The organism is Cupriavidus phytorum (genome assembly GCF_003254285.1).
Taxonomy (GTDB): domain Bacteria; phylum Pseudomonadota; class Gammaproteobacteria; order Burkholderiales; family Burkholderiaceae; genus Cupriavidus; species Cupriavidus phytorum.
The window spans coordinates 167,092-188,333 of record NZ_QKZN01000008.1 but is presented as its reverse complement, the minus strand read 5'-3'; the positions used below and the strand labels follow the sequence as shown (position 1 = coordinate 188,333).

20 protein-coding genes are annotated in these 21,242 nt (G+C 69.1%); 9 read left to right on the top strand and 11 right to left on the bottom strand.

The window, feature by feature from the left end; genetic code table 11:
* Positions 1–115 precede the first annotated feature (115 nt).
* From C7416_RS20625 to C7416_RS20610, 4 genes are all read right to left on the bottom strand, one after another.
* Entirely contained in the window at positions 116–1,057 is a 942-nt protein-coding gene (locus C7416_RS20625; protein ID WP_240988126.1) for a DUF1571 domain-containing protein, read from the bottom strand.
* Positions 1,058–1,232: 175 nt separating this feature from the next.
* Positions 1,233–2,207, bottom strand: a complete 975-nt coding sequence (locus C7416_RS20620) for a TetR/AcrR family transcriptional regulator (RefSeq protein ID WP_111520642.1) — start codon at positions 2,205–2,207, stop codon at positions 1,233–1,235.
* Positions 2,208–2,479: 272 nt separating this feature from the next.
* On the bottom strand, positions 2,480–4,075 hold the full coding sequence (locus C7416_RS20615) for a GMC family oxidoreductase (protein ID WP_111520641.1): 1,596 nt from the start codon (positions 4,073–4,075) through the stop codon (positions 2,480–2,482).
* Between the two features lie 7 nt (positions 4,076–4,082).
* Positions 4,083–4,688, bottom strand: coding sequence for a hypothetical protein (locus C7416_RS20610; RefSeq protein ID WP_111520640.1), 606 nt, complete (start codon positions 4,686–4,688; stop codon positions 4,083–4,085).
* A 121-nt stretch (positions 4,689–4,809) separates the two neighbouring features.
* On the opposite strand from C7416_RS20610, the gene C7416_RS20605 reads away from it, so the two are divergent.
* The 6 genes from C7416_RS20605 (at position 4,810) to C7416_RS20580 (ending at position 10,707) form a co-directional block, all read left to right on the top strand.
* Positions 4,810–5,889, top strand: a complete 1,080-nt coding sequence (locus C7416_RS20605; protein ID WP_111520639.1) for an AraC family transcriptional regulator — start codon at positions 4,810–4,812, stop codon at positions 5,887–5,889.
* A gap of 257 nt (positions 5,890–6,146) precedes the next feature.
* Positions 6,147–7,739 (top strand): flavin-containing monooxygenase, encoded by a 1,593-nt coding sequence (locus C7416_RS20600; protein WP_111520638.1) that lies wholly within the window; start codon positions 6,147–6,149, stop codon positions 7,737–7,739.
* Positions 7,740–7,800: 61 nt separating this feature from the next.
* Positions 7,801–8,691, top strand: coding sequence for an SDR family NAD(P)-dependent oxidoreductase (locus tag C7416_RS20595; protein WP_111520637.1), 891 nt, complete (start codon positions 7,801–7,803; stop codon positions 8,689–8,691).
* Positions 8,688–9,647, top strand: a complete 960-nt coding sequence (locus tag C7416_RS20590) for an alpha/beta fold hydrolase (protein WP_111520636.1) — start codon at positions 8,688–8,690, stop codon at positions 9,645–9,647. Before C7416_RS20595 ends, C7416_RS20590 begins: the two co-directional genes overlap by 4 nt.
* 23 nt (positions 9,648–9,670) lie before the next feature.
* Complete coding sequence (locus tag C7416_RS20585; protein WP_111520635.1) at positions 9,671–10,546, top strand: metal-dependent hydrolase; 876 nt, start codon at positions 9,671–9,673, stop codon at positions 10,544–10,546.
* Positions 10,543–10,707 carry a rubredoxin gene (locus C7416_RS20580; RefSeq protein WP_111520634.1) on the top strand — a complete coding sequence of 55 codons (165 nt, stop codon included), beginning with the start codon at positions 10,543–10,545 and terminating at the stop codon, positions 10,705–10,707. Before C7416_RS20585 ends, C7416_RS20580 begins: the two co-directional genes overlap by 4 nt.
* A gap of 193 nt (positions 10,708–10,900) precedes the next feature.
* Here C7416_RS20580 and C7416_RS20575 read toward each other — a convergent pair whose 3' ends face one another.
* The gene (locus C7416_RS20575) at positions 10,901–11,737 is read right to left on the bottom strand and encodes a MerR family transcriptional regulator (RefSeq protein WP_111520633.1); all 837 of its coding nucleotides are present in this window, start codon (positions 11,735–11,737) and stop codon (positions 10,901–10,903) included.
* Positions 11,738–11,839: 102 nt separating this feature from the next.
* On the opposite strand from C7416_RS20575, the gene C7416_RS20570 reads away from it, so the two are divergent.
* The 3 genes from C7416_RS20570 (at position 11,840) to C7416_RS20560 (ending at position 15,241) form a co-directional block, all read left to right on the top strand.
* Positions 11,840–12,805 carry a LysR family transcriptional regulator gene (locus C7416_RS20570; RefSeq protein ID WP_111520632.1) on the top strand — a complete coding sequence of 322 codons (966 nt, stop codon included), beginning with the start codon at positions 11,840–11,842 and terminating at the stop codon, positions 12,803–12,805.
* Between the two features lie 129 nt (positions 12,806–12,934).
* A complete protein-coding gene (locus C7416_RS20565; RefSeq protein WP_111520631.1) occupies positions 12,935–13,915 on the top strand; it encodes a Bug family tripartite tricarboxylate transporter substrate binding protein in 981 nt (326 codons plus the stop codon).
* A 348-nt stretch (positions 13,916–14,263) separates the two neighbouring features.
* Positions 14,264–15,241: a M14 family metallopeptidase gene (locus C7416_RS20560; protein ID WP_111520630.1), complete on the top strand. Its 978-nt coding sequence runs from the start codon at positions 14,264–14,266 to the stop codon at positions 15,239–15,241.
* A gap of 88 nt (positions 15,242–15,329) precedes the next feature.
* Here the strand turns inward: C7416_RS20560 and C7416_RS20555 are convergent, their stop codons facing one another.
* From C7416_RS20555 to C7416_RS20530, 6 genes are all read right to left on the bottom strand, one after another.
* Positions 15,330–15,872, bottom strand: coding sequence for an Sbal_3080 family lipoprotein (locus C7416_RS20555; protein ID WP_111520629.1), 543 nt, complete (start codon positions 15,870–15,872; stop codon positions 15,330–15,332).
* Positions 15,873–16,014: 142 nt separating this feature from the next.
* Positions 16,015–16,215: a hypothetical protein gene (locus tag C7416_RS20550; RefSeq protein ID WP_111520628.1), complete on the bottom strand. Its 201-nt coding sequence runs from the start codon at positions 16,213–16,215 to the stop codon at positions 16,015–16,017.
* A 32-nt stretch (positions 16,216–16,247) separates the two neighbouring features.
* On the bottom strand, positions 16,248–16,832 hold the full coding sequence (locus C7416_RS20545) for an OB-fold putative lipoprotein (protein ID WP_111520627.1): 585 nt from the start codon (positions 16,830–16,832) through the stop codon (positions 16,248–16,250).
* 332 nt (positions 16,833–17,164) lie between these two features.
* Positions 17,165–18,802, bottom strand: coding sequence for an ATP-binding protein (locus C7416_RS20540; protein WP_111520626.1), 1,638 nt, complete (start codon positions 18,800–18,802; stop codon positions 17,165–17,167).
* 17 nt (positions 18,803–18,819) lie between these two features.
* Positions 18,820–20,247 carry a tRNA uridine-5-carboxymethylaminomethyl(34) synthesis GTPase MnmE gene (gene mnmE, locus C7416_RS20535; RefSeq protein WP_111520625.1) on the bottom strand — a complete coding sequence of 476 codons (1,428 nt, stop codon included), beginning with the start codon at positions 20,245–20,247 and terminating at the stop codon, positions 18,820–18,822.
* A gap of 80 nt (positions 20,248–20,327) precedes the next feature.
* Positions 20,328–21,146, bottom strand: coding sequence for a CHAD domain-containing protein (locus tag C7416_RS20530; RefSeq protein WP_111520716.1), 819 nt, complete (start codon positions 21,144–21,146; stop codon positions 20,328–20,330).
* Positions 21,147–21,242 lie beyond the last annotated feature (96 nt).

Below are 21,242 nucleotides of genomic sequence, written 5' to 3'. Positions count from 1 at the left end.
CGTCCGGCTCTGCGTCCGGATCCTGTCGTGTGCGGCGACTGTCGCCGCACGCGGGTTTCAGCGTCAATAGAGCGGCCGTTCCAAACGGGCGCGGCCGCGCGCGGCGTGGGCCGCGTCAGAAGCGATACTCGGGATTGGCCGGGTCGAACGCCGAGGCCTCGAAGCTCTTGCGCACCAGCTTGTCGAACACGATCTTCTCGACCATGTTGCCGTCGGCATCCCACGCGGTCTCCACGCGGATATACGGATGCTTCAGGTCCAGCATCAGCTGCACGCGCTTGGCGTAGTACTGCGGCGCGCCGGCCGGCAGGTCCCAGGTCAGCGCCACCATGCGCACGCCCTGCTCCTGCACGATCTCGGCCTTGCCGTATTTCTCGGACAGGCCCGCGGCGCGCAGCGATTTCGCGTCGCGCTCGAGCATCGACAGCACATACTGGAAGCCCAGGTCGCGCACGGTATGGTTGGACTGCGAACGCGCCAGCGAACCATCGAGCGCGATCCACATTGAGGTGAAGCCCAGCACGCCGCCCAGGTGGCCGTACATCTCGTCCTTGCGACGGGTCTCGTCATACAGGATTTCCTGGCCCGCCTGCGCACCGCCCGGCAGCCACTTCGCATAGAGCTGGCGCGGCGCATGGCGGTAGCGGATCTGCATCTTCGCGGGCTGTTCCTGCCACTGGCCGTTGAGCCGTTCCTGGCGCGACATCCAGTACTCGTATTCGGGATAGCGGTTCATCTCGGCGCGTGCCCATTTCAGCAGCGCGTCGGGCTGCAGCGCCTGGAACACGGCCAGCACCTGCGCATCGGACAGGCGCGCGAGCTCGCCGCTGGCGACCTGGCGCGAGAACAGCGCGGCCTGCTGCGCCGAGGGCAGGCCGTCATAGGCCGTGCCGGTTGTGGCGGTTGCGGCGGCAGCGCTGGCCGGCTGGGCCATGGCCACGGGCGGATGCGCCAGCGGCGCGGCCAGCAGGCCGATGATGGCGGCGGCGACGGCGGCAAGGTGGCGCGATTTGATCAGTGGTCGATTGGATGGTCGGATAGGCGGATGGACAGACACGGCAGCTTCCTCCTCAAGACGGGCAAAACGAACAGGTCACCGCAGCGCTGGCGGCACACGGCCGGGCGCACGGGGTCCACGAGGCCGCGGCGCGGCCCCGCTGGGTGGATCGACGGTTCAGGTTGCGCGAGCGCGGTGGCGCCGTGCCGGCGGTAACCGGCCTCGGCGCGTGCCGCTATGTCCTGGTGCGCATTCGCATCCAGTCATCCAGCGGGTTGCTGGGAAAGCTCACGGTGTGCTCGCGCCCGCGCACCGGCACGCTGGTCACGGCGGCACGCTTGGTGCCCGCGTTGCGCACGATGCGTGCGCTGGTGCGGGCCTTGCCGAGGGCGGCGGCGGCATGGCTGGCCGCCTCATCCATGGTGGCCGCGGTCGCGGCCACGCTGGCATCCGGATCATTGGCTGGGCTGCTGGCGCGCTGCTCGCTGTGCTGCCCCGCGTGCTGCTGCTCTTCGCCCAGCTCGAACACCGACTGCAGCGCCGAGAGCTGGTCCGCGCCGGGCTGCGCCACGTTCAGCACGGCCTCGACCATCGCCGTGAGCTGGGCCAGCACGTGCGCATCGCTCATCTGCCGGCCCTGGGTGAACGCGGGCAGCAGGCTCGCCAGTTCTTCGCCGGCGAGCACGCCGGCCAGGGCCTTGAGCGCGAACTGCAGGCGCCAGCCCAGCTCGTGCCGCGGCAGCGCCGGAATGGCGCGCGCGAAGGCATCGAAGAAGCGGCCGTACACCGGCGCGTAGTGCTCCAGCAGATATTGCTGGATAAAGGGCGAGGTATCGGAATACACGCGTCCCAGCAGCCGCAGGAACGACGGCCCGCCCACCGCCGGGTCGCGCGCCATCTGCAGCGCGGGCACGAACAGCGCGCCCATCACGTGTTCGCAGCGGATGGCGTGGCCGGGCCAGCGCGCTTCGCACGCATCGAGCAGCGCCAGGCGCCGCGCGTTGAGCGGGTCCAGGCGCCGGCTCAGCACGGCGTGCATCATGATGTCCTTGCTGCGGAAGTGGTAGTTCACGGCGGCCAGGTTGACGATGGCGCGCGACGTGACCTGCCTGAGCGAGGTGGCTTCGTAGCCGACCTCGGTGAACAGCTTTTCCGTGGCGTCGAGAATCCGGGCCTTGGTGTCTCCTGCCGAGCTTTTGCCGGTCTTCATGGGGGCGCTTCTCTCTTCTGTACCGCGATAAACCCCTGTGCAATTTGCTGCGCTGTCCGCTCCCTGCTCTGACGGCATACGGATGCTTGAAACAGCTGTACGAAGCCTATCCACGGCTTCGGGCGTTTCACAAGACCTGAATTGGAATGGGCATTCTAAAAGCCGATGTTGTGTTGGCAATCGCACGACATTGTCTGCCGCGCCATGCAGCGGGCACGCTGGCCGCATGGCTGCGCAGCCAGACAAGGCAGTGCCGGACTCGCGCGAATCCATCATGACGTGAGGTTTTGCGCCAGCGTGTCGGCGTTCTGCGCGCTCAGCGCGAACACTGACAATTGCGGGTTCGCGCCCACGCTGGTCGGGAACACCGAGCCGTCGAACACCGACAGGTTGGCCAGCTGGTGATGGCGGCCGCGGCTGTCGACCACGCCGCCGCGCGGGTCGTCGCTCATGCCGCAGCCGCCCATCAGGTGCGCGGTGAACAGCGCGGTGCGGAACGGCTTGAGCGGCAGCCGCGCGATGGCCTCGCGCGCTTCGGGCCAGCTGCGGTAGTCGGCGGCGTCCACATGCGCGGGCCGCACGCGTTCCGCGCCGGCGGCGAACTGCGCCTGCGCCATGCTCAGCCACGCGCGCCGCACGCCGTCCCAGGCGTAGTCGGTCATCTCGTAATCGAGCAGCGGGCTGCCGTCGGGCGCCAGGCGCACGCGTCCGCCCGGACTGTCAGGCACGAAGCCGTCGCGCAGCAACGCCAGCATCGCGTTGGTATGCGGCAGCTGCGCCATGTCGCGGCGCAGCGCCTCGCCCACGCCGTTGACCACGCCCGCGCTGATGCCGGGGAACATCGGCGGCACCTCCAGCTTGTAGCCCATCGGCCCGGTCGCGCCGTGCTGCCACTGGAAGTGGTCGGAGGCGACCGACTGCGGCGCGCCATAATAGGGATCAATGCGCTCTGGCATCTTTGCGATGCTGATATTCACCGGATGGATAAACGTTCGTACGCCCAACCGCTGATGCGGGTCCGGCACGAGCGAGCGCAGCAGCAGCGCCGGCGTGTTGATGGCGCCGCCGGCGGCGACCACGTGCCTGGCTCGCACAACTATGCTGACGCCCGTCGGGGTATAACCGTCGGCGCCCAGCGCTTGGCCGGTGACCGAGCGCACGCGCTTGCCGTCATGGTCCAGCGTGCGCACGCGCACGCGGTGCACCAGCGTTGCGCCGCTGGCAAGCGCCGCGGGAATGGTCGACACCAGCATCGATTGCTTGGCGTTGACCGGGCAGCCGAAGCCGCAATAGCCCGAGTTCCAGCAGCCCTTGACGTTGCGCGGGATCACGTGCCATTCCCAGCCCAGCGTCTCGCAGCCGCGCCGGAGCACGTCGTTGTTGGGGTTGGGCGCCAGCGCCCACGGAGCGATGCCAAGGCGCGCCTCGATCTTGTCGAACCATGGCGCCATCTCGGCCTCGCCGTGGCCGGTGACGGCGTGGTGCGAGGCCCAGTGCGCCAGCGTCTGCGGCGGCGTGCGGAAGCTCGACGACCAGTTGACCGTGGTGCTGCCGCCGACCGCCCGGCCCTGCAGAATGGCGATGGCGCCGTCGGCGGTGGTGCGCGCCGCGGCCTCCTGGTACAGCTCGCGGTAGGCGCGGTTCTCGTCCATGTCGCGGAAGCTGTCCGAGGTGCGCAGCGCGCCTTCCTCCAGCAGCACCACGCGCAGGCCGGCGCGGCTGAGCGCCTCGGCGCTGATGCCGCCGCCGGCGCCGCTGCCGACGATGACGACGTCGGCATCGAGCGTGCGCGTGGCGGTGAAGGTGCTGGCGTCGAAGACTTTCCAGCCCGCGGCGATGCCGGCATCGTAGAGATTGTCGATGGCCATGGCGGGATCAGGCGTGCAGCGCCCGGTAGACGGCCGCGTTCGGGCCGGGATAGCCGCTGCCGGCCCACGCGGCCGGCAGCGCGTAGTAGCCCACGCTGGTGAGCTTGACCAGCACCAGCGCGCCGGCATTGAGCGTGGCCAGGCGGCTGGCGCGCCAGCGCGCCAGGAAGGCCTGCACCTGCGCCGGCGTGGCAGCGCTCCAGTCCTGCCGGATGCCGGCCAGCGCCCAGCGCAGCGGGGTGCTGGCCAGCAGGCCGAACAGCTTGCGCAGCTCGGCCTGCGCGCCCGCGCCCATCGCGGCGCAGGTCGCGTCGATATTGCGCAGCGCGTCGTGCGCCAGCGCGGCCTGGCGCGGCGGCGGCGCTTCGGCCAGTTCGGTGACGATGGCCGGCAGCAGCGCGCGGAACATCGCCACGTCGTCCGAAAGCAGAAACGACCTGCCCGCCTGCGGGGCGGGATCGGCGGACGAGCAGCCGGCCAGCGACGGCACCAGCGCGGTACACGCCAGCGCGGCCGAGAAGCCAAGGCCCACCTTGAGGAAGCCGCGTCGCGTCAGCGCGTGCAGCGCATCGGCATCGGCCACCGCGCGGCGGTGATGAGGGTTGGGGCGCATCGGGTCTCCTTGCGTCGGTTTCTTGTCTTCGCTGTGCTGGGCGGGCAGGCCCGCATTGACGCTAGCCGGAGTTTGGATAAAGATCGGTGCCCGGTCTTGATCCCGCATGACAGGTGATTTGATGCCACGCGCCACTCCGCCCGATGGCGGTGCCAGTGCCGGTGGTACGCAGGCCGACACCACATCAGGCTCCGTCTCGCTCGCTTACCTGCGCGCCGTGCTCGACCACGGCGAGCGCCAGGGCATTGCCCCGGCCGAGCAGCTGCGCGCCGTCGGCGTGCCGCCGGAGGTGCTCGACGCGGGCGCGCAGGCGCAGACCGCCACGCGCATTCCCGGCGCGGCCTATCTCGCGCTGCTGGACTGGCTCGAGCAGGCCACCGGCGATGCCGATGTCGGCCTGCGCGCCGGCGCCGCCTTCGCGCCGCGCCACTATGCCGAGATGGGCTACGTGGTGCTGACCACGCCCACCGTGCGCGGTGCCATCCTGCAGGGCATCCGCTATGAAGTGCTGGCCAACGACATCGGCGGCACCCGCCTGATCGAAACGCCGCAGGCCGCGTGCATGACGTGGCAAGCGCGGCATGGGCCGCTGTCGCGCCATGCGCATGAGCTGCATATGGCCACCTGGGTGGTGTTCGCGCGCTGGCTGATCGGCAGCCAGCATGTGGCGACGCAGGTCGAATTCCCGCACGCCGCTCCCGCCGATACCCGTTTGCATGCCGAGGTGTTCGGCTGTCCCGTGGTCTTCAATGCCGCGCGCCATGCCATGCATATCGACCGCGCCCTGCTGGACCTGCCATCGCTGCAGGCGGATGCCGGCATGCAGGCACAGATGACGCGCATCGCCGACTCGCAGTTGCAGCAGATCGTGCCCGCCGGTGCCGACGCGCTGGCGCAGGCGCGTGCCTGCATCCGCGCGCGGCTGCCGCATGGCGAGGTGCCGATCGCCGACGTCGCCGCGCACCTGGGCCTGCCGGTGCGCACGCTGCAGCGCCGGCTGCAGGCGCAGGGCATCAGTTATTCACAGCTTGTGGATAACGTGCGGCAGGCACTGGCCCAACAGTACCTGGCCGAACCCGGCCTGAGCCTGGCGCAATGCGCGATGCGGCTCGGCTATTCCGAACAGAGCGCCTTCACCCACGCGTTCAAGCGCTGGACCGGTGAAACGCCGCAGGGCTGGCGCAAGGGCCGGACTTCCTAACGCCCGTTTGTTGCGGGCACGCCTTCGTCATCGGCGAAGCTGCGAAAAAATCCTGCGGTTTCAAACGCACGCGGCCATCGCCGTGGCAAGGCGCGATGCCGCCTTCTGTCGCCGTTTGATGTGCGCCAGGCGCCGCTGGCAAACCACAAAAATTAGAACCATCCTTCGATTCACGGCATTGACCACCCCGGCCGCGCTTCCTACGATGACATCCATCAATGTCACAATAAACACTGTCGTAAAGGTGAGGAGCGCGCATGAATGCACCCGCGGAGTTGCCGCCGGCGTTGTCGCCGCTGTGGCCGCCACAGTCACCCCCTGCCCCAGAGCACACCGACATCGCCATCATCGGCAGCGGCTTTGCCGGCATGGGCATGGCGATCCGGCTGCGCGAGCGCGGCGAGCGCGATTTCCTTGTGTTCGAGAAAGCCGGCTCGGTCGGCGGCACCTGGCGCGACAACCACTACCCCGGCTGCGCCTGCGATGTGCAGTCGCACCTGTATTCCTTTTCCTTCGCGCCCAACCCGGACTGGTCGCGCATGTTCTCGACCCAGCCGGAAATCCGCGCTTACCTGGAGGACTGCACCGACCGCTTCGGCCTGCGCCAGCACCTGCGCCTGCACCATGAGCTGCGCCACGCCGCCTGGGACGAGTCCGCGCAGCTGTGGCGGCTGCAGATGGCCGACGGCAAGGTGGTGCGGGCACGCGTGCTGGTGTCGGGCATGGGCGGGCTGAGCCGGCCGTCGTATCCCGACATCCCGGGGCTGGACACGTTCGAAGGCGAATGCTTCCACTCGCAGCACTGGAACCACGCCTATGCGCTGGGCGGCAAGCGCGTGGCGGTGATCGGCACCGGCGCCAGCGCGATCCAGTTCGTGCCGCAGATCGCGCCGCAGGTGGCGCAGCTGGACCTGTACCAGCGCACCCCGCCGTGGATCATGCCCAAGCCCGACCGCGAGGTCAGCGCCGCCGAGCGCTGGCTGTTCCGACGCCTGCCGTTCACGCAGACGCTGGTGCGCACCGGCATCTACTGGATGCTGGAGTCGCGCGTGCTGGGCTTCGTGCTGCATCCGAAGATCATGAAGGTGGTCGAGCGCGTCGCGCGCCGCCACCTGGCGCGGCAGGTGCGCGACCCCGCGCTGCGCGCGGCGCTGACGCCGGACTACACCATTGGCTGCAAGCGCGTGCTGATCTCCAACGACTATTACCCGGCGCTCACGCGCGACAACGTCGACGTGGTCACCGCCGGCATCGCACGGGTCGAGCGCGACGCGGTGGTGCTGCGCGACGGCACGCGGCGGCCGGCGGACTGCATCATCCTCGGCACCGGCTTCCATGCCACCGACCCGCTGCCGCGCGGCGTGATCGCCGGCATCGGCGGCATCGACCTGGTCGATGCCTGGCGCGACGGCGCGCAGGCCTACCTCGGCACCACGGTGTCGGGCTTTCCCAACCTGTTCTTCGTGGTCGGCCCCAACACCGGCCTGGGACACAGCTCGATGGTGTTCATGATCGAGTCGCAGGTGGCCTATATCGCCGACGCGCTGCGCCAGATGCGCCGCGACGGCGTACAGGCGGTGGACGTGCGCGAGCCGGTGCAGCGCCGCTTCAACCAACGGCTGCAGGCGCGCCTGGGCCATGCGATCTGGTCCGCCGGCGGCTGCGCCAGCTGGTACATCGACCCGCGCAGCGGCCGCAACACCACGCTGTGGCCTGGCTTCACCTGGCAGTTCCGCCGTGCCACCGCCAGCTTCCGCATGACCGACTACGACCTGTACCCGGTGCGCCGCGCCGTGCCGGACGAGGCCGCGCGGCAGCCGGCGGACATCGCCAGTGCTGCCGGTGCATGACGGACGCGCCTTTCCCACGCTTACACCCAGAACAACGACGCACACCGGAAGGAGACCGGACATGAAGGACTTCCGCAACAAGGTTGCCGCGATCACCGGCGCCGGCTCGGGCATCGGCCGCGCGCTGGCACTGGCGCTGGCGCGCGAGGGCTGCCAATTGGCGCTGTCGGACCGTAACGAGGCCGGACTGGCGCAAACCGCGGCGCAGGCCATGGCGGCGGCCCCGCACGCCCGCGTCACGCAGCACACCGTCGACGTGGCCGACCGCGCCGCGGTCTACGCCTGGGCCGCGGCCGCCGCCGACGCGCACGGCCGCGTCAACCTGATCTTCAACAACGCCGGCGTGGCGCTGTCGAGCACGGTCGAGGGCATGAGCTACGACGACCTGGAATGGATCATCGGCATCAACTTCTGGGGCGTCGTCTACGGCACCAAGGCCTTCCTGCCGTACCTGAAGGCCAGCGGCGACGGCCATGTGGTCAACACCTCAAGCATCTTCGGCATCTTCGCGCAGCCCGGCATGGGCGCCTACAACGCCAGCAAGTACGCGGTGCGCGGCTTCACCGAATCGCTGCGGCAGGAACTGGACCTGATGGACTGCGGCGTGTCGGCCACCACCGTGCACCCCGGCGGCATCAAGACCAATATCGCGCAGGCCAGCCGGGTCTCGGCCAGCGTCAATGGCTTCCTGGTGCGCGACGCGCAGCACGGCAAGGACGAGTTCGAGAAGTTCTTCATCACCTCGCCCGACAAGGCCGCGCGCGTGATCCTGGAAGGCGTGCGGCGCAACCGCCGGCGCGTGCTGATCGGCCCCGACGCCTACGCCGCCGACGCCATGGCGCGGCTGCTGCCGGCCGCCTACCAGTCGCTGGTGGTGCGCGAGACGCGCCGCAAGCGCGATCTCGGCAACGTGGTCGCGCCCGCCCCGGTGGGCCAGGGAGAGCGCCCGTGAGCCGCCTCGCGATGGAAGCGGACGCCGCGCTGCTGGCGCCGCCGGGCACGCTGACGCGCTGGTTCGGGCAGGGCCGCGTGGGCTTGTTCAGCCTGTCGCGCGCGACGCTGGCGCAGCGCCATGCGCTGCCTGCCTCGCGCTGGGTGCGCGTGCTCGATGCGATGGTGCACTACACCGACGAAGGCCCCGCCGATGGCGAGACCCTGGTGCTGATCCACGGCTTCGGCGCGTCGCTGCATACGTGGCAGGGCATCGTGCCGGCGCTGGCGCAACACTATCGCGTGCTGCGGCTGGACCTGGCGCCGTTCGGGCTGACCGGACCGCTGCGCGATGCGCGCGGGCGCATTGAGACCATGGACGTGCACCGCTACCGCGACTTCATCGATGCCTTCCTCGCCGCGGTGGACGTGCGCCGGGCCAGCGTCATCGGCAATTCGCTGGGCGGGCTGATCGCGTGGGACCTCGCGGTGCGCCGGCCGGGCGCGGTCGACAAGTTGGTGCTGATCGATGCCGCCGGCTTCCCGATGAAGCTGCCGATCTATATCGACCTGTTCCGCCATGCGCCGGTGCGCTGGTCGGCGCCCTGGCTGCTGCCCGAGTGCATCATCCGCGCCGCCACGCGCGACGTCTACGGCGATGCCGCGCGCGTGCCCGAAGCCACCTTCCGCCGCTACGTCGACTTCTTCTATGCCGAAGGCAGCCGCGAGGCCGTCGGCAAGATGGTGCCGAAGCTCGACTTCGCCCAGCTCGACACCCACCTGCTCGGCGGCGTGCGGGCGCCCACGCTGGTGCTGTGGGGCGAGCGCGACCGCTGGATCCCGCCCGCGCACGCGCAGGCCTTCGCCGAGCGCATCCCCGGCGCGCAGCTGCGCCGCTATGCGGGGCTCGGGCACGTGCCGATGGAAGAAGACCCGCAACGCGTGACCGCAGACCTGCTGCCCTTTTTAGCGCAATGAGCTTGCCATCCAAGGAGACCGCCATGATGCCAGTCCGCCGCGACGTGCATCCCCACCTGCCGCCGGAGCGCATCAGCGACTGGCACGAGCGGGGCCGCCACGTCACCCATTTCCTCAACACGCTGTCGATCTTCTTCCCCGCCGGCGAGCGCTTCTTCATGGACAGCGTGCGCAACTACCGCGACCAGGTGCAGGACCCCGAGCTGAGCCGCGCCATCGCCGGCTTTATCGGCCAGGAGGCGATGCACACGCGCGAGCACATCCTCTACAACCGGCTGATGGAAGACGCCGGCCTGCCCGCCGCGGCGCTGGACCGTGCGGTGTGGTGGCTGCTGGATTTGCTGCGCAAGATCCTGCCCAAGTCATGGCAACTGGCGCATACCATCGCGCTGGAGCACTACACCGCGATGCTGGCTGGCGGCGTGCTGAAGGACGTGCGCCACTTGGGCGCGGACTCGCAGGCGGGCTACCGGCAGGTGTGGACCTGGCACGCGCTGGAGGAAACCGAGCACAAGGCGGTGGCCTACGACGTCTGGAACACGGTGATGAAGCCCGGCCCGTACCGCTACTTCGTGCGCACCTTCACCATGCTGACCACCACGGTGACGTTCTGGGCCATGGTGTTCGTGTTCCATATCGCGCTGGTGATGGGCGACAAGGGTTGCCGCAACAAGCTGAGCGGGTTCGGCACCGCGCTGCGCTTTTTGTGGGCATCGCCCGGCGCGCTGCCGCGCATGATCCCGGAATGGCTCAGCTACTTCCGCCCCGGCTTCCACCCCTGGGACGACGACAACCGTGCCGAGCTGGCCCGCATCGATCCGCTGGTGCGGGAGATCGAAGACACCGCGCGCGCCGCCGGCGTCTCCACCCGCGCACCTTCGCTGCGGGGGACGGCATGACCATCTGGCAGTGCCGCATTTGTGGATTCATCTATGAAGAAGCGCTCGGCATGCCCGAGCACGGCATCGCGCCCGGCACACCGTGGGGCGCGGTCCCGCCGGAATGGAGCTGCCCGGACTGCGGCATGGCGAAAGCGGATTTCGACATGGTTGCGGTATAGGCGTGGCGGTGAGCTGGATAAGAGCTGAGGCGCTTCACAAGCTGACGGCGTAGCTCCCCTCTCCCGCTTGCGGGAGAGGGGTGGGGGAGAGGGCCGGTGTCCCCACGAAGTTCAAGGCTGCGGTATGCCAGCGCCTGCCCTCTCCCCCGGCCCCTCTCCCGCGCGCGGGAGAGGGGAGCAAACCGTCGGCGCGCTAAGGCTTCCCGCCGCCCCCGCCCTCCTCATCGTGCAAATGCTCGATGATCGCTGCCACCCGATCCCCCAGGTACTTGTTGGCCGAGATCTCCAGCGCCCGCATCATCTCGGTCTCGGCCATCACCAGCGCCAGCGGGCGGATGCGCCACAGGATGTCGACCAGCCGCGGCACGTCCTGTGGCGGCGGCAGCTTGCCTTCGCCGAACCGATCCAGCTCGCGCACCACGGTGGCGACGATCTGGTCCGACACCGCCTGGAAATGCCCGCGCGACTGCGCGATGATCTCCAGCACGTCTTCCAGCGCAAAGCCCGCGTGCGCGATTTCGGCGCCGGCGGCCAGCGCGCGCGGGCTGCGCGCCAGGTAGCCCAGTCCGTCCGGTTCCAGCAGTCCCAATGAGATCGCCTTGGCCAGCGCCGGGCGCGAGATCGCGCGGCCGAACAGCCGCGCCAGCGCCAGGTAGGAATAGTGGCGCGGGGTCTCGTTGGTCCACGGGCTGCTGATGGCGGTTTCCAGCCCCAGGATCGAACGCAGGTCGTGTCCTTCGACGATAGCCTTGAGCAGCTCGGTGATATTGGCCAGCGTGTAGCCGCGCGCCAGCAGGTGGTGGATCAGCTTGAGCCGCCCCAGGTGCGCCTGGGTGTAGATGCCCACGCGCCCGCGCCGCTGCGGCGGATCGATCAGGCCGCGGTCCTGGTACGAGCGCACGTTGCGCACCGTGGTGCCGGCCACGCGCGCGAGTTCGTCGATGGTGTATTCCGGGGCGGCCGGCGGTCCGGATGCGGCGGACCCCTGGCGGGGCGAAGACGAGGGTTGGCGGCGCCGGGTCAGTGTCATGCGAAAAATTCTAACCGAGGAACGCGGCAGGCAAAGTCGCGGCGGGTTTTGCCGATAATGAAGGCATTGCCCCTTTCCCCATCTCCCGAGCGCTCGTTTCCCATGCATATCCGCTGGCTCGAAGACTTCGTCTGCCTGGCCCAGGCCGGCAGCCTCGCGCGCGCCGCCGAGCTGCGCAACGTGACCCCGCCCGCCTTTGGCCGGCGCATGCAGGCGCTGGAGGTCTGGGCCGGCGCCCCGCTGATCGACCGCAGCGCCTTCCCGGTGCGGCTGACCGCCGAGGGGCGCCAGTTCCTGGAAGCGGCGCAGAGCGCGCTGCGCACGCTCGACGACACCCGCCTGGCGCTGCGCGCCGCGCACCGCGCCGACGCCAGCACCGTGACCATCGCCACCGGCAAGACGCTGGCGCGCTCGATGGTGCCGGCCTGGCTCGCGAGCCTGCGCGAGGCGCTGCGCCATGACCCCGCGGCGGCCGGCTTCCGCACCCGCCTGTCGACCTTCCCGATGCACGACGCGCTGGCGATGTTCGCCGAGGGCGATGCCGATTTCCTGCTGTGCTACAGCCCGCCCGACCTGCCGGTGATGCTGGACGACGCGCGCTACCAGTTCCACCTGGCCGGCGTGGAGCGGCTGGTGTGCGTCAGCGCCGCTGACGCGCGCGGCGCGCCGCTGCACCGGCTGGGGACAGGCAAGCCCGCCGGCAAGACCGCGGCCAGGCCGGTGCCGATGATCGCCTACGCCGAGACCCTGACGCTGGGGCGCATGGTCAACCAGGAGATCGCGCGCCGCAAGCTGGCGCCGCGCCTGGACGTGATCGCGGTCAGCGACTTTGCCGAGTCGGTGCACGAGATGGTGCGCCAGCGCATGGGCCTGGCCTGGCTGCCGGCGCGGCTGATTGCCGACGACCTGCGCGACGGCCGGCTGGTGCGCGCCATCGCCGCCCCGCGCGAGGATGATGGTGGCGACGGCGGCGACCTGGCGCTCGACATCCGCCTGTACCGCCCGCGCGCGCCGATGCGGCCGCTGGCTGAGGCGTTCTGGCAGGCGGCGGTGCAGGCGCCGCGCTGAGCCGTCCCTGCGCTGACATTGGTGCCATTGCCGAATCGGCAACCGTGGTTGCCAAAGCCGCACGCCGCGCCGGTGCCGCGCTTCTAACATCGGTCCACAACCATGATTCCGGGACCCCGAGCCAATACCATGAAGACCACCCTGCGCGCGGCCGCTGCCGCACTCTGCCTTGCCGCCTCTGCCGGCGCCGCTTCCAGCGCCGCCGCCGCCACCTGGCCCACCAAGCCGATCACGCTGGTGGTCGGCTACACCGCCGGCGGCAGCGTCGACCTGGTGGCCCGCACCATCGCCCCGGAACTGGGCAAGCGCCTGGGCCAGAGCGTGGTGATCGAAAACCTGGGCGGCGCCGGCGGCACCATCGGCGCGTCCAAGGTGGTCAAGGCAGAAGCCGATGGCTACACGCTGCTGATGGGCTCGGGCAGTGAAGTGTCGATCGCCCGCCTGACCAACCCGGCGGTGCGCTATGACGGCGAGAAGGACCTGGCGCCGGTGACCTTCGTCGGCACCCAGCCGATGGTGCTGGTCGGCAAGCCGGGCCTGCCGGCGAAGAACGCGGCCGAGCTGATCACGCTGGCCAAGGCCCAGCCGGGCAAGCTGTCGTATGCCTCGTCCGGCGTCGGCACGCCGCTGAACCTGGCGGGCGAGCTGATCAAGCAGCAGGGGAAGGTCGAGATCACGCACGTGCCGTACAAGGGCGCTTCCGCCATGGCGACCGACCTGCTTGGCGGACAGATCGACCTGGCGGTGATGGTGCTGTCGTCGGCGCTGCCGCATATCCAGGCCAACCGCGTGCAGGCCTACGGCGTGACCGGCGCCAAGCGCTCGCCGGTGGCGCCGAACGTGCCCGCGCTGGCCGAGACGCCGGCGCTCAAGGGCGTGGACATGGGCGTGTGGTTCGGCCTGATGGGCCCGACCAATTTGCCCAAGCCGGTGGTCGAGCGCCTGAACACCGAGATGCAGGCGGTGCTGGCGATGCCGGACGTCAAGAAGAAGCTGGCCGAGGCCGGCGTGGAAGTGGCGCCCGCCAACCCGGCGCAGTTCGGCAGCTTCATCAAGCGCGAGACCGGGCGCTATCGCACCATCGTGCAGACGGCGGGGATTCAGCAGTAAGCAGCAGCATGGGGAGGCGGCGTCGCTCCTGCGCGCGCCTGCCCTCTCCCCCGCCCCTCTCCCGCACGCGGGAGAGGGGAGAACACCATCGGCAGCGAAGAGCCGGTGCTTTCCTGAATCCGCCGCTTTCTTCTTTCTCCGGCCCGCAGGAGAAGAAGCCGCCATCAGCATGGACGAGCGCGAGAGCCTTTCTGAACCGCCGGTCTGCTCCCCTCTCCCGCTTGCGGGAGAGGGGCCGGGGGAGAGGGCCGGCGCTTGCCATGCTGCGGCGGCCCCGCAAACTTCCTGTCCCTATCAAATCGACCCGGCAGGCACCGACCCGCCAGGCACCCCGAACACACCGACTCCATGACCCACCAGCCCACCGCACCCCTCGAAGCCTACCCCGTCGACGTCGCCTTCCCCGACATCCGTCCCTACGCCGCCGGCAACACCGGCATCCCCTACCTCTACACCTTCGACAGCGGCCAGCCCGGCCCGCACGTGATGGTCAACGCGCTGACCCACGGCAACGAGGTCTGCGGCGCCATCGCCGTCAAGGCGCTGCTGGACCACGGCCTGCGCCCGCGCCGCGGCCGCCTGACGCTGGCCTTTGCCAATGTCGACGCGTACCACCGCTTCGATCCCGCCAGCCCGGATGCCTCGCGCTACGTCGACCAGGACTTCAACCGGGTGTGGACCGCCAGGGTGCTCGATGACGCCAGCCTCGATTCCTCGGAACTGCGCCGCGCCCGCGCGATGCGGCCGGTGATCGATACCGTCGACCTGCTGCTGGACCTGCATTCGATGCATGAGAAAAGCCGGCCGCTGATCGTCTCCGGCCCGCTGGAAAAAGGCATCGCCCTGTCGCGCGCGCTCGGTGCGCCGGCCGATGTGATCGTCGACGAAGGCCATCCCGAAGGCCGCCGCATGCGCGACTACGATGGCTTTGGCGACGCCGCCAGCCCGCGCAACGCGCTGCTGATCGAATGCGGCCAGCACTGGGAGCCCGCCGCCGTGACGGTGGCGCGGGACAGTACCGCGCGTTTCCTGCTGCATGCCGGCATCGTCGCGGAAGGCGACCTGCCCGCGGGCTGGCTGCAGCCGCTGCCCGCCGCGCAGCGCGTGGTGCGCGTGACCGAGCCGGTGGTGGCCACCAGCATGGACTTCCGCTTTGCCGGCCCCTACACCGGGCTCGAGACCTTTACCGAGGCCGGGACCGTAATCGGCTGGCGCGACGGCGCGCCGGTGGTGACGCCGTATCCGGATTGCGTGCTGGTGATGCCGTCGCTGCGCCAGCTGCGCCCGGGCGTGACCGTGGTGCGCCTGGGCCGGCTGGAGCGCTGACCCGGGTACGCTGCGCCGGGCGCGGCTGCGCCCGGCGGGATGCTGCGCACAGAGTCATGGCGCGGCCCTCCCGTTGACTGCAGATCGGCTAGGCCGCTGGCGCGGGCGCCGTGTCCGCCGGCGGCGGAGGCGGCAGCATGCCGGGGAACAGCTGCTCGACCAGCTCATCGAGCTTGGACGACGGCTGCACGAAGTTGCTCAGGTTCAGCCCGCCGGCGCTGCGGTTGGCGTTGTAGATCGCCTTGCCGACCCGGTCGCCATTGAGAAACACGGTGATGTCGGCGTTGTTCAGGTAGGTGTTCCAGTACCAGGCGCTGCGCGCGGTGTACAGCGCCACCATCGGGCATGCCGCGATCGAGGTCTGCGCCTGCAGCACCTTCACCTCGAAATTGCGCCGCCGCAGCGACGACAGGAAGTCCTCGACAAAGTCATTGCCGCTGACCGGGTTCACCACCACGCACAGCAGCGTGCCGTGGGCGCCGTAGTTGCCCAGCGGGCCGCCGCCAGCGGGCAGCTGGAACGCGACCACGGGATCGTTGGGGTCAAGGCGGTCGACCGGCGTCACGGCCTGGTAGGTCGAGCAGGCGGTCAGCAGCAGGCCCGCGCAGGCCGCCAGCAGTGCATGGTTCATGGAATGTCCTGGAGGGCTGGGCGGCGCGCCACGACAAGGCGCAATGGCCACCGCATACCTGCACACTGTAGGCGCCCGCAGGCAAATCCAATCGGCCGAACAGAAGCGCAAACCGGCCGCTTCTGGCGTGGCGGATGACGCCTCAGCCGCCCGGGCCGCCCTGCGCCAGCCGGCCCACCAGCACCAGGCAAAGCGCCGCCAGGCACACCCCGACCACCGCCACCTGCACGCGCGTCACGGGTTTGCCGCCGAACAGCGTCTGGCTGAGCCAGGCGGGCGAGATCACGCCGACGAGGGTCGCCACCATGATCAGGATGGCAAGGACGGACAGCACGGATTGCATGGCGGGTAACTCCGGAATCCTCGCGGGTGCGATCAGTTGGCGCCGCCGCGCAGCAGGCAGTCGCGCAGCAGCGGCATGCCGTCGGCCAGGCCCGCGCCGTTGCACTCCACCGCCACCTTCTGGCCGCGCCGCACCATGGTGGCGCGGGCTTCCACTTCGCACTCGCGCCCGGCCGGGCCGCAGATCTGGCGTGGCAGCAGCAGCGCGCGCACATTCGTGCCCGGGTCGTTGGTGCGGATATCGACAAAGACCTGCTCGCCGTCGCGGCGGATGCCGCTGGCCACGCCTTCGACGATCAGGTACTGGTTAAGGTAGTCGCGGTCCGCCTTGCCGGGATTGTCGCGGTAGGCAGCCAGCAGCGCATCGGCCTGCAGCTGCGGCAGGCGGTCGCCGGGGCGTTGCGGGTCGATGCTGACCGGGTCCAGCGTGCCATTGCGCGGCACGCCGCGCACCTCGCTCGCCGGCACCGCGCTGGCCGCCGCCTGCGCATCGGCCGGCGCGTCGGGCAGCATGGCGCCGCCAACATCGTCGCGGCGGTCATTGCCGGCAAACCACAACATGCCAAGGACGGCCACGGCGACGATGGCAATGAGGATCTGCTGGGTGCGGTTCAACATCGGGAGGGGTCCTGCGTAGTGAAAGCGGAAGGCAAAAAGCGAAAGGCGAATTATGCGCCCTGCCTGCCGTAAAAGCCCGCAATCGCCAAGTCAAGGCCCAGCGCGGCCATCGAGCGGCAGTCGCCCCGGGTGCCGATGGTGATGAGGGTCAGGCGCAACTTTTCCTTGGCCGCGCTATGCCTTGGTATCAACCTGCTATTAGCTTGCTATTAACCATCCAGGCATGGCGTGGTCGATATAGGGCATTGATTTGTATAGGGTTTTCCGATCGTGAGCAGCTCGCCTGGCCATTTTTTTCGCAGATATCGGCCGCCTTGGTCGATAGAACTGCCTCACGGCCCGACCCGGTACCGACGCCATCGCCGCTCGCCGCTAATGCTCACTTCCCCTTGGGCGACCAGGCCGTCCAGCACCCGTTTGATCTGCCGGATATGGATTTCTCCGCCGATACGATGGTGGATGTCGCCAATGGAGGATAGCGGGTATCTGCGCAAATCCTCCTGGATAAGTGCGGCAAGGCGGTGTGGCTCAATCCGTTTCAGGGTGGTACCGACAGAGAATTGCAGGGTCCGCAGCAGTTCCGGTGCGACAAAGTAGCGCGTGGCCTGGGTGCGTCCCGCCCGATGAACGATGCCCCAGTTGAGAAGTCGCGAAGTCCAGGGATGCAGCGCTTCCGTGCCAGGCAACTCTAGCGCCGCAGCAAGTTCCCGCGCCGTCAGTGCGTCATGCTGAGCGAGCAGACCCAAGGTGATGCGCTCACGTTGCGTCAGTTGGTAGGCCTGGTCGGCCTTGGCGAGGAAGTCAATTACCTCAGGCTTGAGAATGCGACGGTGCACGGTGACTTGCACCCGGTCATAGGACTCCAGCACTTCTGGCAAGGGCCTGCCTTGCGAGAGCAGGACCTCATAGATTTTGTCGAAGCCGCTGCCCTCCCGCTCCATCAATTTGAGATCGTGGAACAATCGCGCCAGATGTTCATTGCGGCGGACCGTGGTGTGCAATACGTTTTGCGGCGTGACGCCCAGTGGCAATGGGCCCGGATTGACGATCTCGAGCCGTTCCGGGTGCAGGTTGAGGAAGATATCCCCTCGCTGTGTGTAAGGGCGATGCACGAGCGCATTCACCAGCAATTCACGAATGACTACCTCGTCGAAAGCCGGAAGCTGTTGCCGATACAGACCATCCGGCAATTCATAGTGTTCGCGAAAGTCGGGCACCTCTGACCAGACACTGTCGATCAGTGCCATAGGGCTCTGGGTGTGATCGTCCCAGACCAGCTTGTTGACCTTTTTCTCGTGGGCGTCGAACTTGATGAACTGTATGACGGGTGCTGAGCCGAGTTGGGCGCGGTGGTGCTGGCGGCCCACACACAGGATCCCGAGATGGGTCAGGTATGGGCCGCGTGCAAGCTGGTAATGGTCCAGCGTTTCATCGGCCGTTTTCTCCTTGATAGACGGCTTGACGCGATCGGAGGCGCGCAATGCCGCGATCAATCGCTCGCACTGTACCGGGTCTGCCTCAGTGCGAGGTATTTGGAGGCTGGTCAGTGTTTCCCATGGAAGTGCCGCTCGTTCAGACGCCAGTCGCACTACTTCTTCTCCAACAAGCGGCCTGCATTGGTCGGCGATGCGAAGGTAATAGCGGCCGTCTGTGGTCGAGGCGATCGATGCCGAGCGAGGAACGGTCAGATCAATGTACTGTCCGCCATTTTGCGAAGTTACTACCGTCGGAAGGACGGAGACATTGACGGTCAACTCGGAGAGCTTGCGTCGCAGTAAGTCGGGCAGGTCAGGTGCGATGCGCTGGCCAGGCGGCGGCTGGCTTTGATCGTCTTCGATGCCAATGTGCAGGTGTCCACCGGTGGCGTTGGCGAATGCGACGCAATCCTTGGCGAGGCTCTGCCAGTCGGCAGTCTTGTCCGATACGACGCGCAGTGATTTGTAGTCAAGCAGCTGTCCTTCCTGGCTCACCGACGCGCTCTCCGCATTTACTTCCCAATACAAAACCGCGTAAAAATCGTCCCCAGCAGGTCATCGCTGGTGAACTCGCCGGTGATGCTGTTCAGGTGTTCCTGCGCCAGCCGCAGTTCTTCCGCGAACAGGTCCAGCGCCTGGGCCTGGCGCTGGCTTTGTTCGGCGGCGACGTCCAGGTGCGATTGCGCCTGCCGCAGCGCGGTCAGGTGCCGTTCGCGCGCGAGGAAGGTGCCTTCGTTGCCGGATTGCCAGCCCACCAGCCGCAGCAGTTCGCGGCGCAGCAGTTCGATGCCGGCGCCGGTGCGCGCCGAGATCCAGATCTCGGTCGGATTGGGGCCGTTGGCGGCGACTACGTGCGGGCGGTTGCCGCCGAACATCATCTCGCCCACCGCGGGGGCCTTGTCGATCTTGTTGACGATGCGCACGATCGGCGCGCCGGGCGGCAGCTGGCCGCTGAGCTTGTCGTCGATGGCGTCGTCGATCTCGGAAAGGCCGTGGCGCAGGTAGTCGGTGGCGTCGACCAGGTGCAGCACGATGTCGGCGCGGCGGATGGCGTCCCAGGTGCGTTCGATGCCGATGCGCTCGACTTCGTCGTGGGCGTCTTCGCGCAGGCCGGCGGTGTCGATGATATGCAGCGGGATGCCGTCGATCTGGATGGTCTCGCGCACGCGGTCGCGCGTGGTGCCGGCGATCGGCGTGACGATGGCCAGTTCCGCGCCGGCCAGCGCGTTCAGCAGCGACGACTTGCCCACGTTGGGCTGGCCCGCCAGCACCACCGACAGCCCCTCGCGCAGCAGCGCGCCCTGGCGCGCCTGCGCCAGCACCGCCCCAAGTTCATCGCGGATGGTGGCGAGCTGGCCGCGCGCGTCGGACTGCTCCAGGAAATCGATCTCTTCCTCGGGGAAGTCCAGCGTGGCTTCCACCAGCATGCGCAGGTGGATGACCTTGTCCACCAGTTTGCGGATGGCGTTGGAGAACTCGCCCTCCATCGAGCGCGCGGCCGAGCGCGCCGCGGCCTCGGTGCTGGCTTCGATCAGGTCGGCCACGGCCTCGGCCTGGGCCAGGTCGAGCTTGTCGTTGAGGAAGGCGCGGCGCGTGAACTCGCCGGGCTCAGCCAGGCGCAGCCCGATGCCGTCGCCGGCCTGCAGGCAGCGCGTCAGCAGCATCTGCATCACCACCGGGCCGCCGTGGCCCTGCAGCTCCAGCACTTCCTCGCCGGTATAGGAGTTGGGCGCCGGGAAATACAGCGCCAGGCCGTGGTCGATGACCTTGCCGTTGCCGTCGAGAAACGGCAGGTAGGTGGCGTGGCGCGGCTTCAGTGCCTGGCCGCAGACGGCGCGCATCACGGGGCCGACATCGGGGCCGGACACGCGCACCACGCCGATGCCGCCGCGGCCGGGCGCGGTGGCGATGGCGGCAATGGGAAGCTGGGGAGCAGTCATGGCGGTATTGTCGCAGATCGGGTGCGCGGGTGCGGTTGGCGTGGCACCTGGTGGGCGGGCCGCCATGGCTGGCGGAGCGGTCAGCTGGCGCCGGGCAGCGGCGGCGCCGCATCGTCCGGCATCGCCTGCACCGCCAGGCATTCGGCAAGCAGGCGGCGCGCGACGATGCCGTCGACCTGCCGGCCCAGCCGGGCCTGCCGCTTGACCAGCTTGCGGTGCAGGCGCCTGGTATAGCGTGCCGGCAGCACTGGCGCCAGCGCCTCGATCACGTAGCGCAGCCGCTTGCCTGCGATGCGCTGCGCATGCACCGCGACGGGATCGCCATCGCGGGCGCTTCTCGCCAGCGCCCGCAGCTGCTTGCGGCCACGGCGCACACGCTGGCGTGCAAACGACGCCAGGCGGGCGCGGTCGTTGCGGGCGCGGCCGGCAAGATGCGCCAGGTGCGCCAGGTCGCGATGCAGCGCCGGCAGCGGCCAGTCGCGGTAGGTAGCCAGCGCCGCCAGCATCGCTTCGCGCGCGGCGTTGCGGCGCTGCCGCGCGGTGTCGGCAATGGCGGCCAGTACCGTGTCGTCAGGCTCCTGTTCGCGCGCCGGGCCGATGGTCTCGGCCAGGAACACGTCCCAGTCGCGCGCCGCGCTGGTAGCACGCGCGAGTGTGCGCAGGTCGCGCTTCCAGCGGTCGCGCCCCTGCCGCGGCAGGGCCGGGCCCATGGCCCAGACCACCGCGCGCGCATGGCGCAGCGCAATGCGCAGCTGGTGCAGGTCTTCCGGGTCGTCGCGGTGCTGCAGCTGGTCCAGGAGCGCGTCGATGCGCGCCAGGCTGGCTTGCGCCAGCGCGGCAAAGGCAGCGGCGGGCCGCGTCTTGCGGCGCAGCTTGGGAGAATGGGCGTCGGCGTTCATGGCGGACTGCATGCGGTCAGGCGCGCACGCGGGACGCAGATGCCTTCAGTGTAGGCGACAGCACGCGCTTGGGCGGGAAGCGGCGCCAGCGCCTCT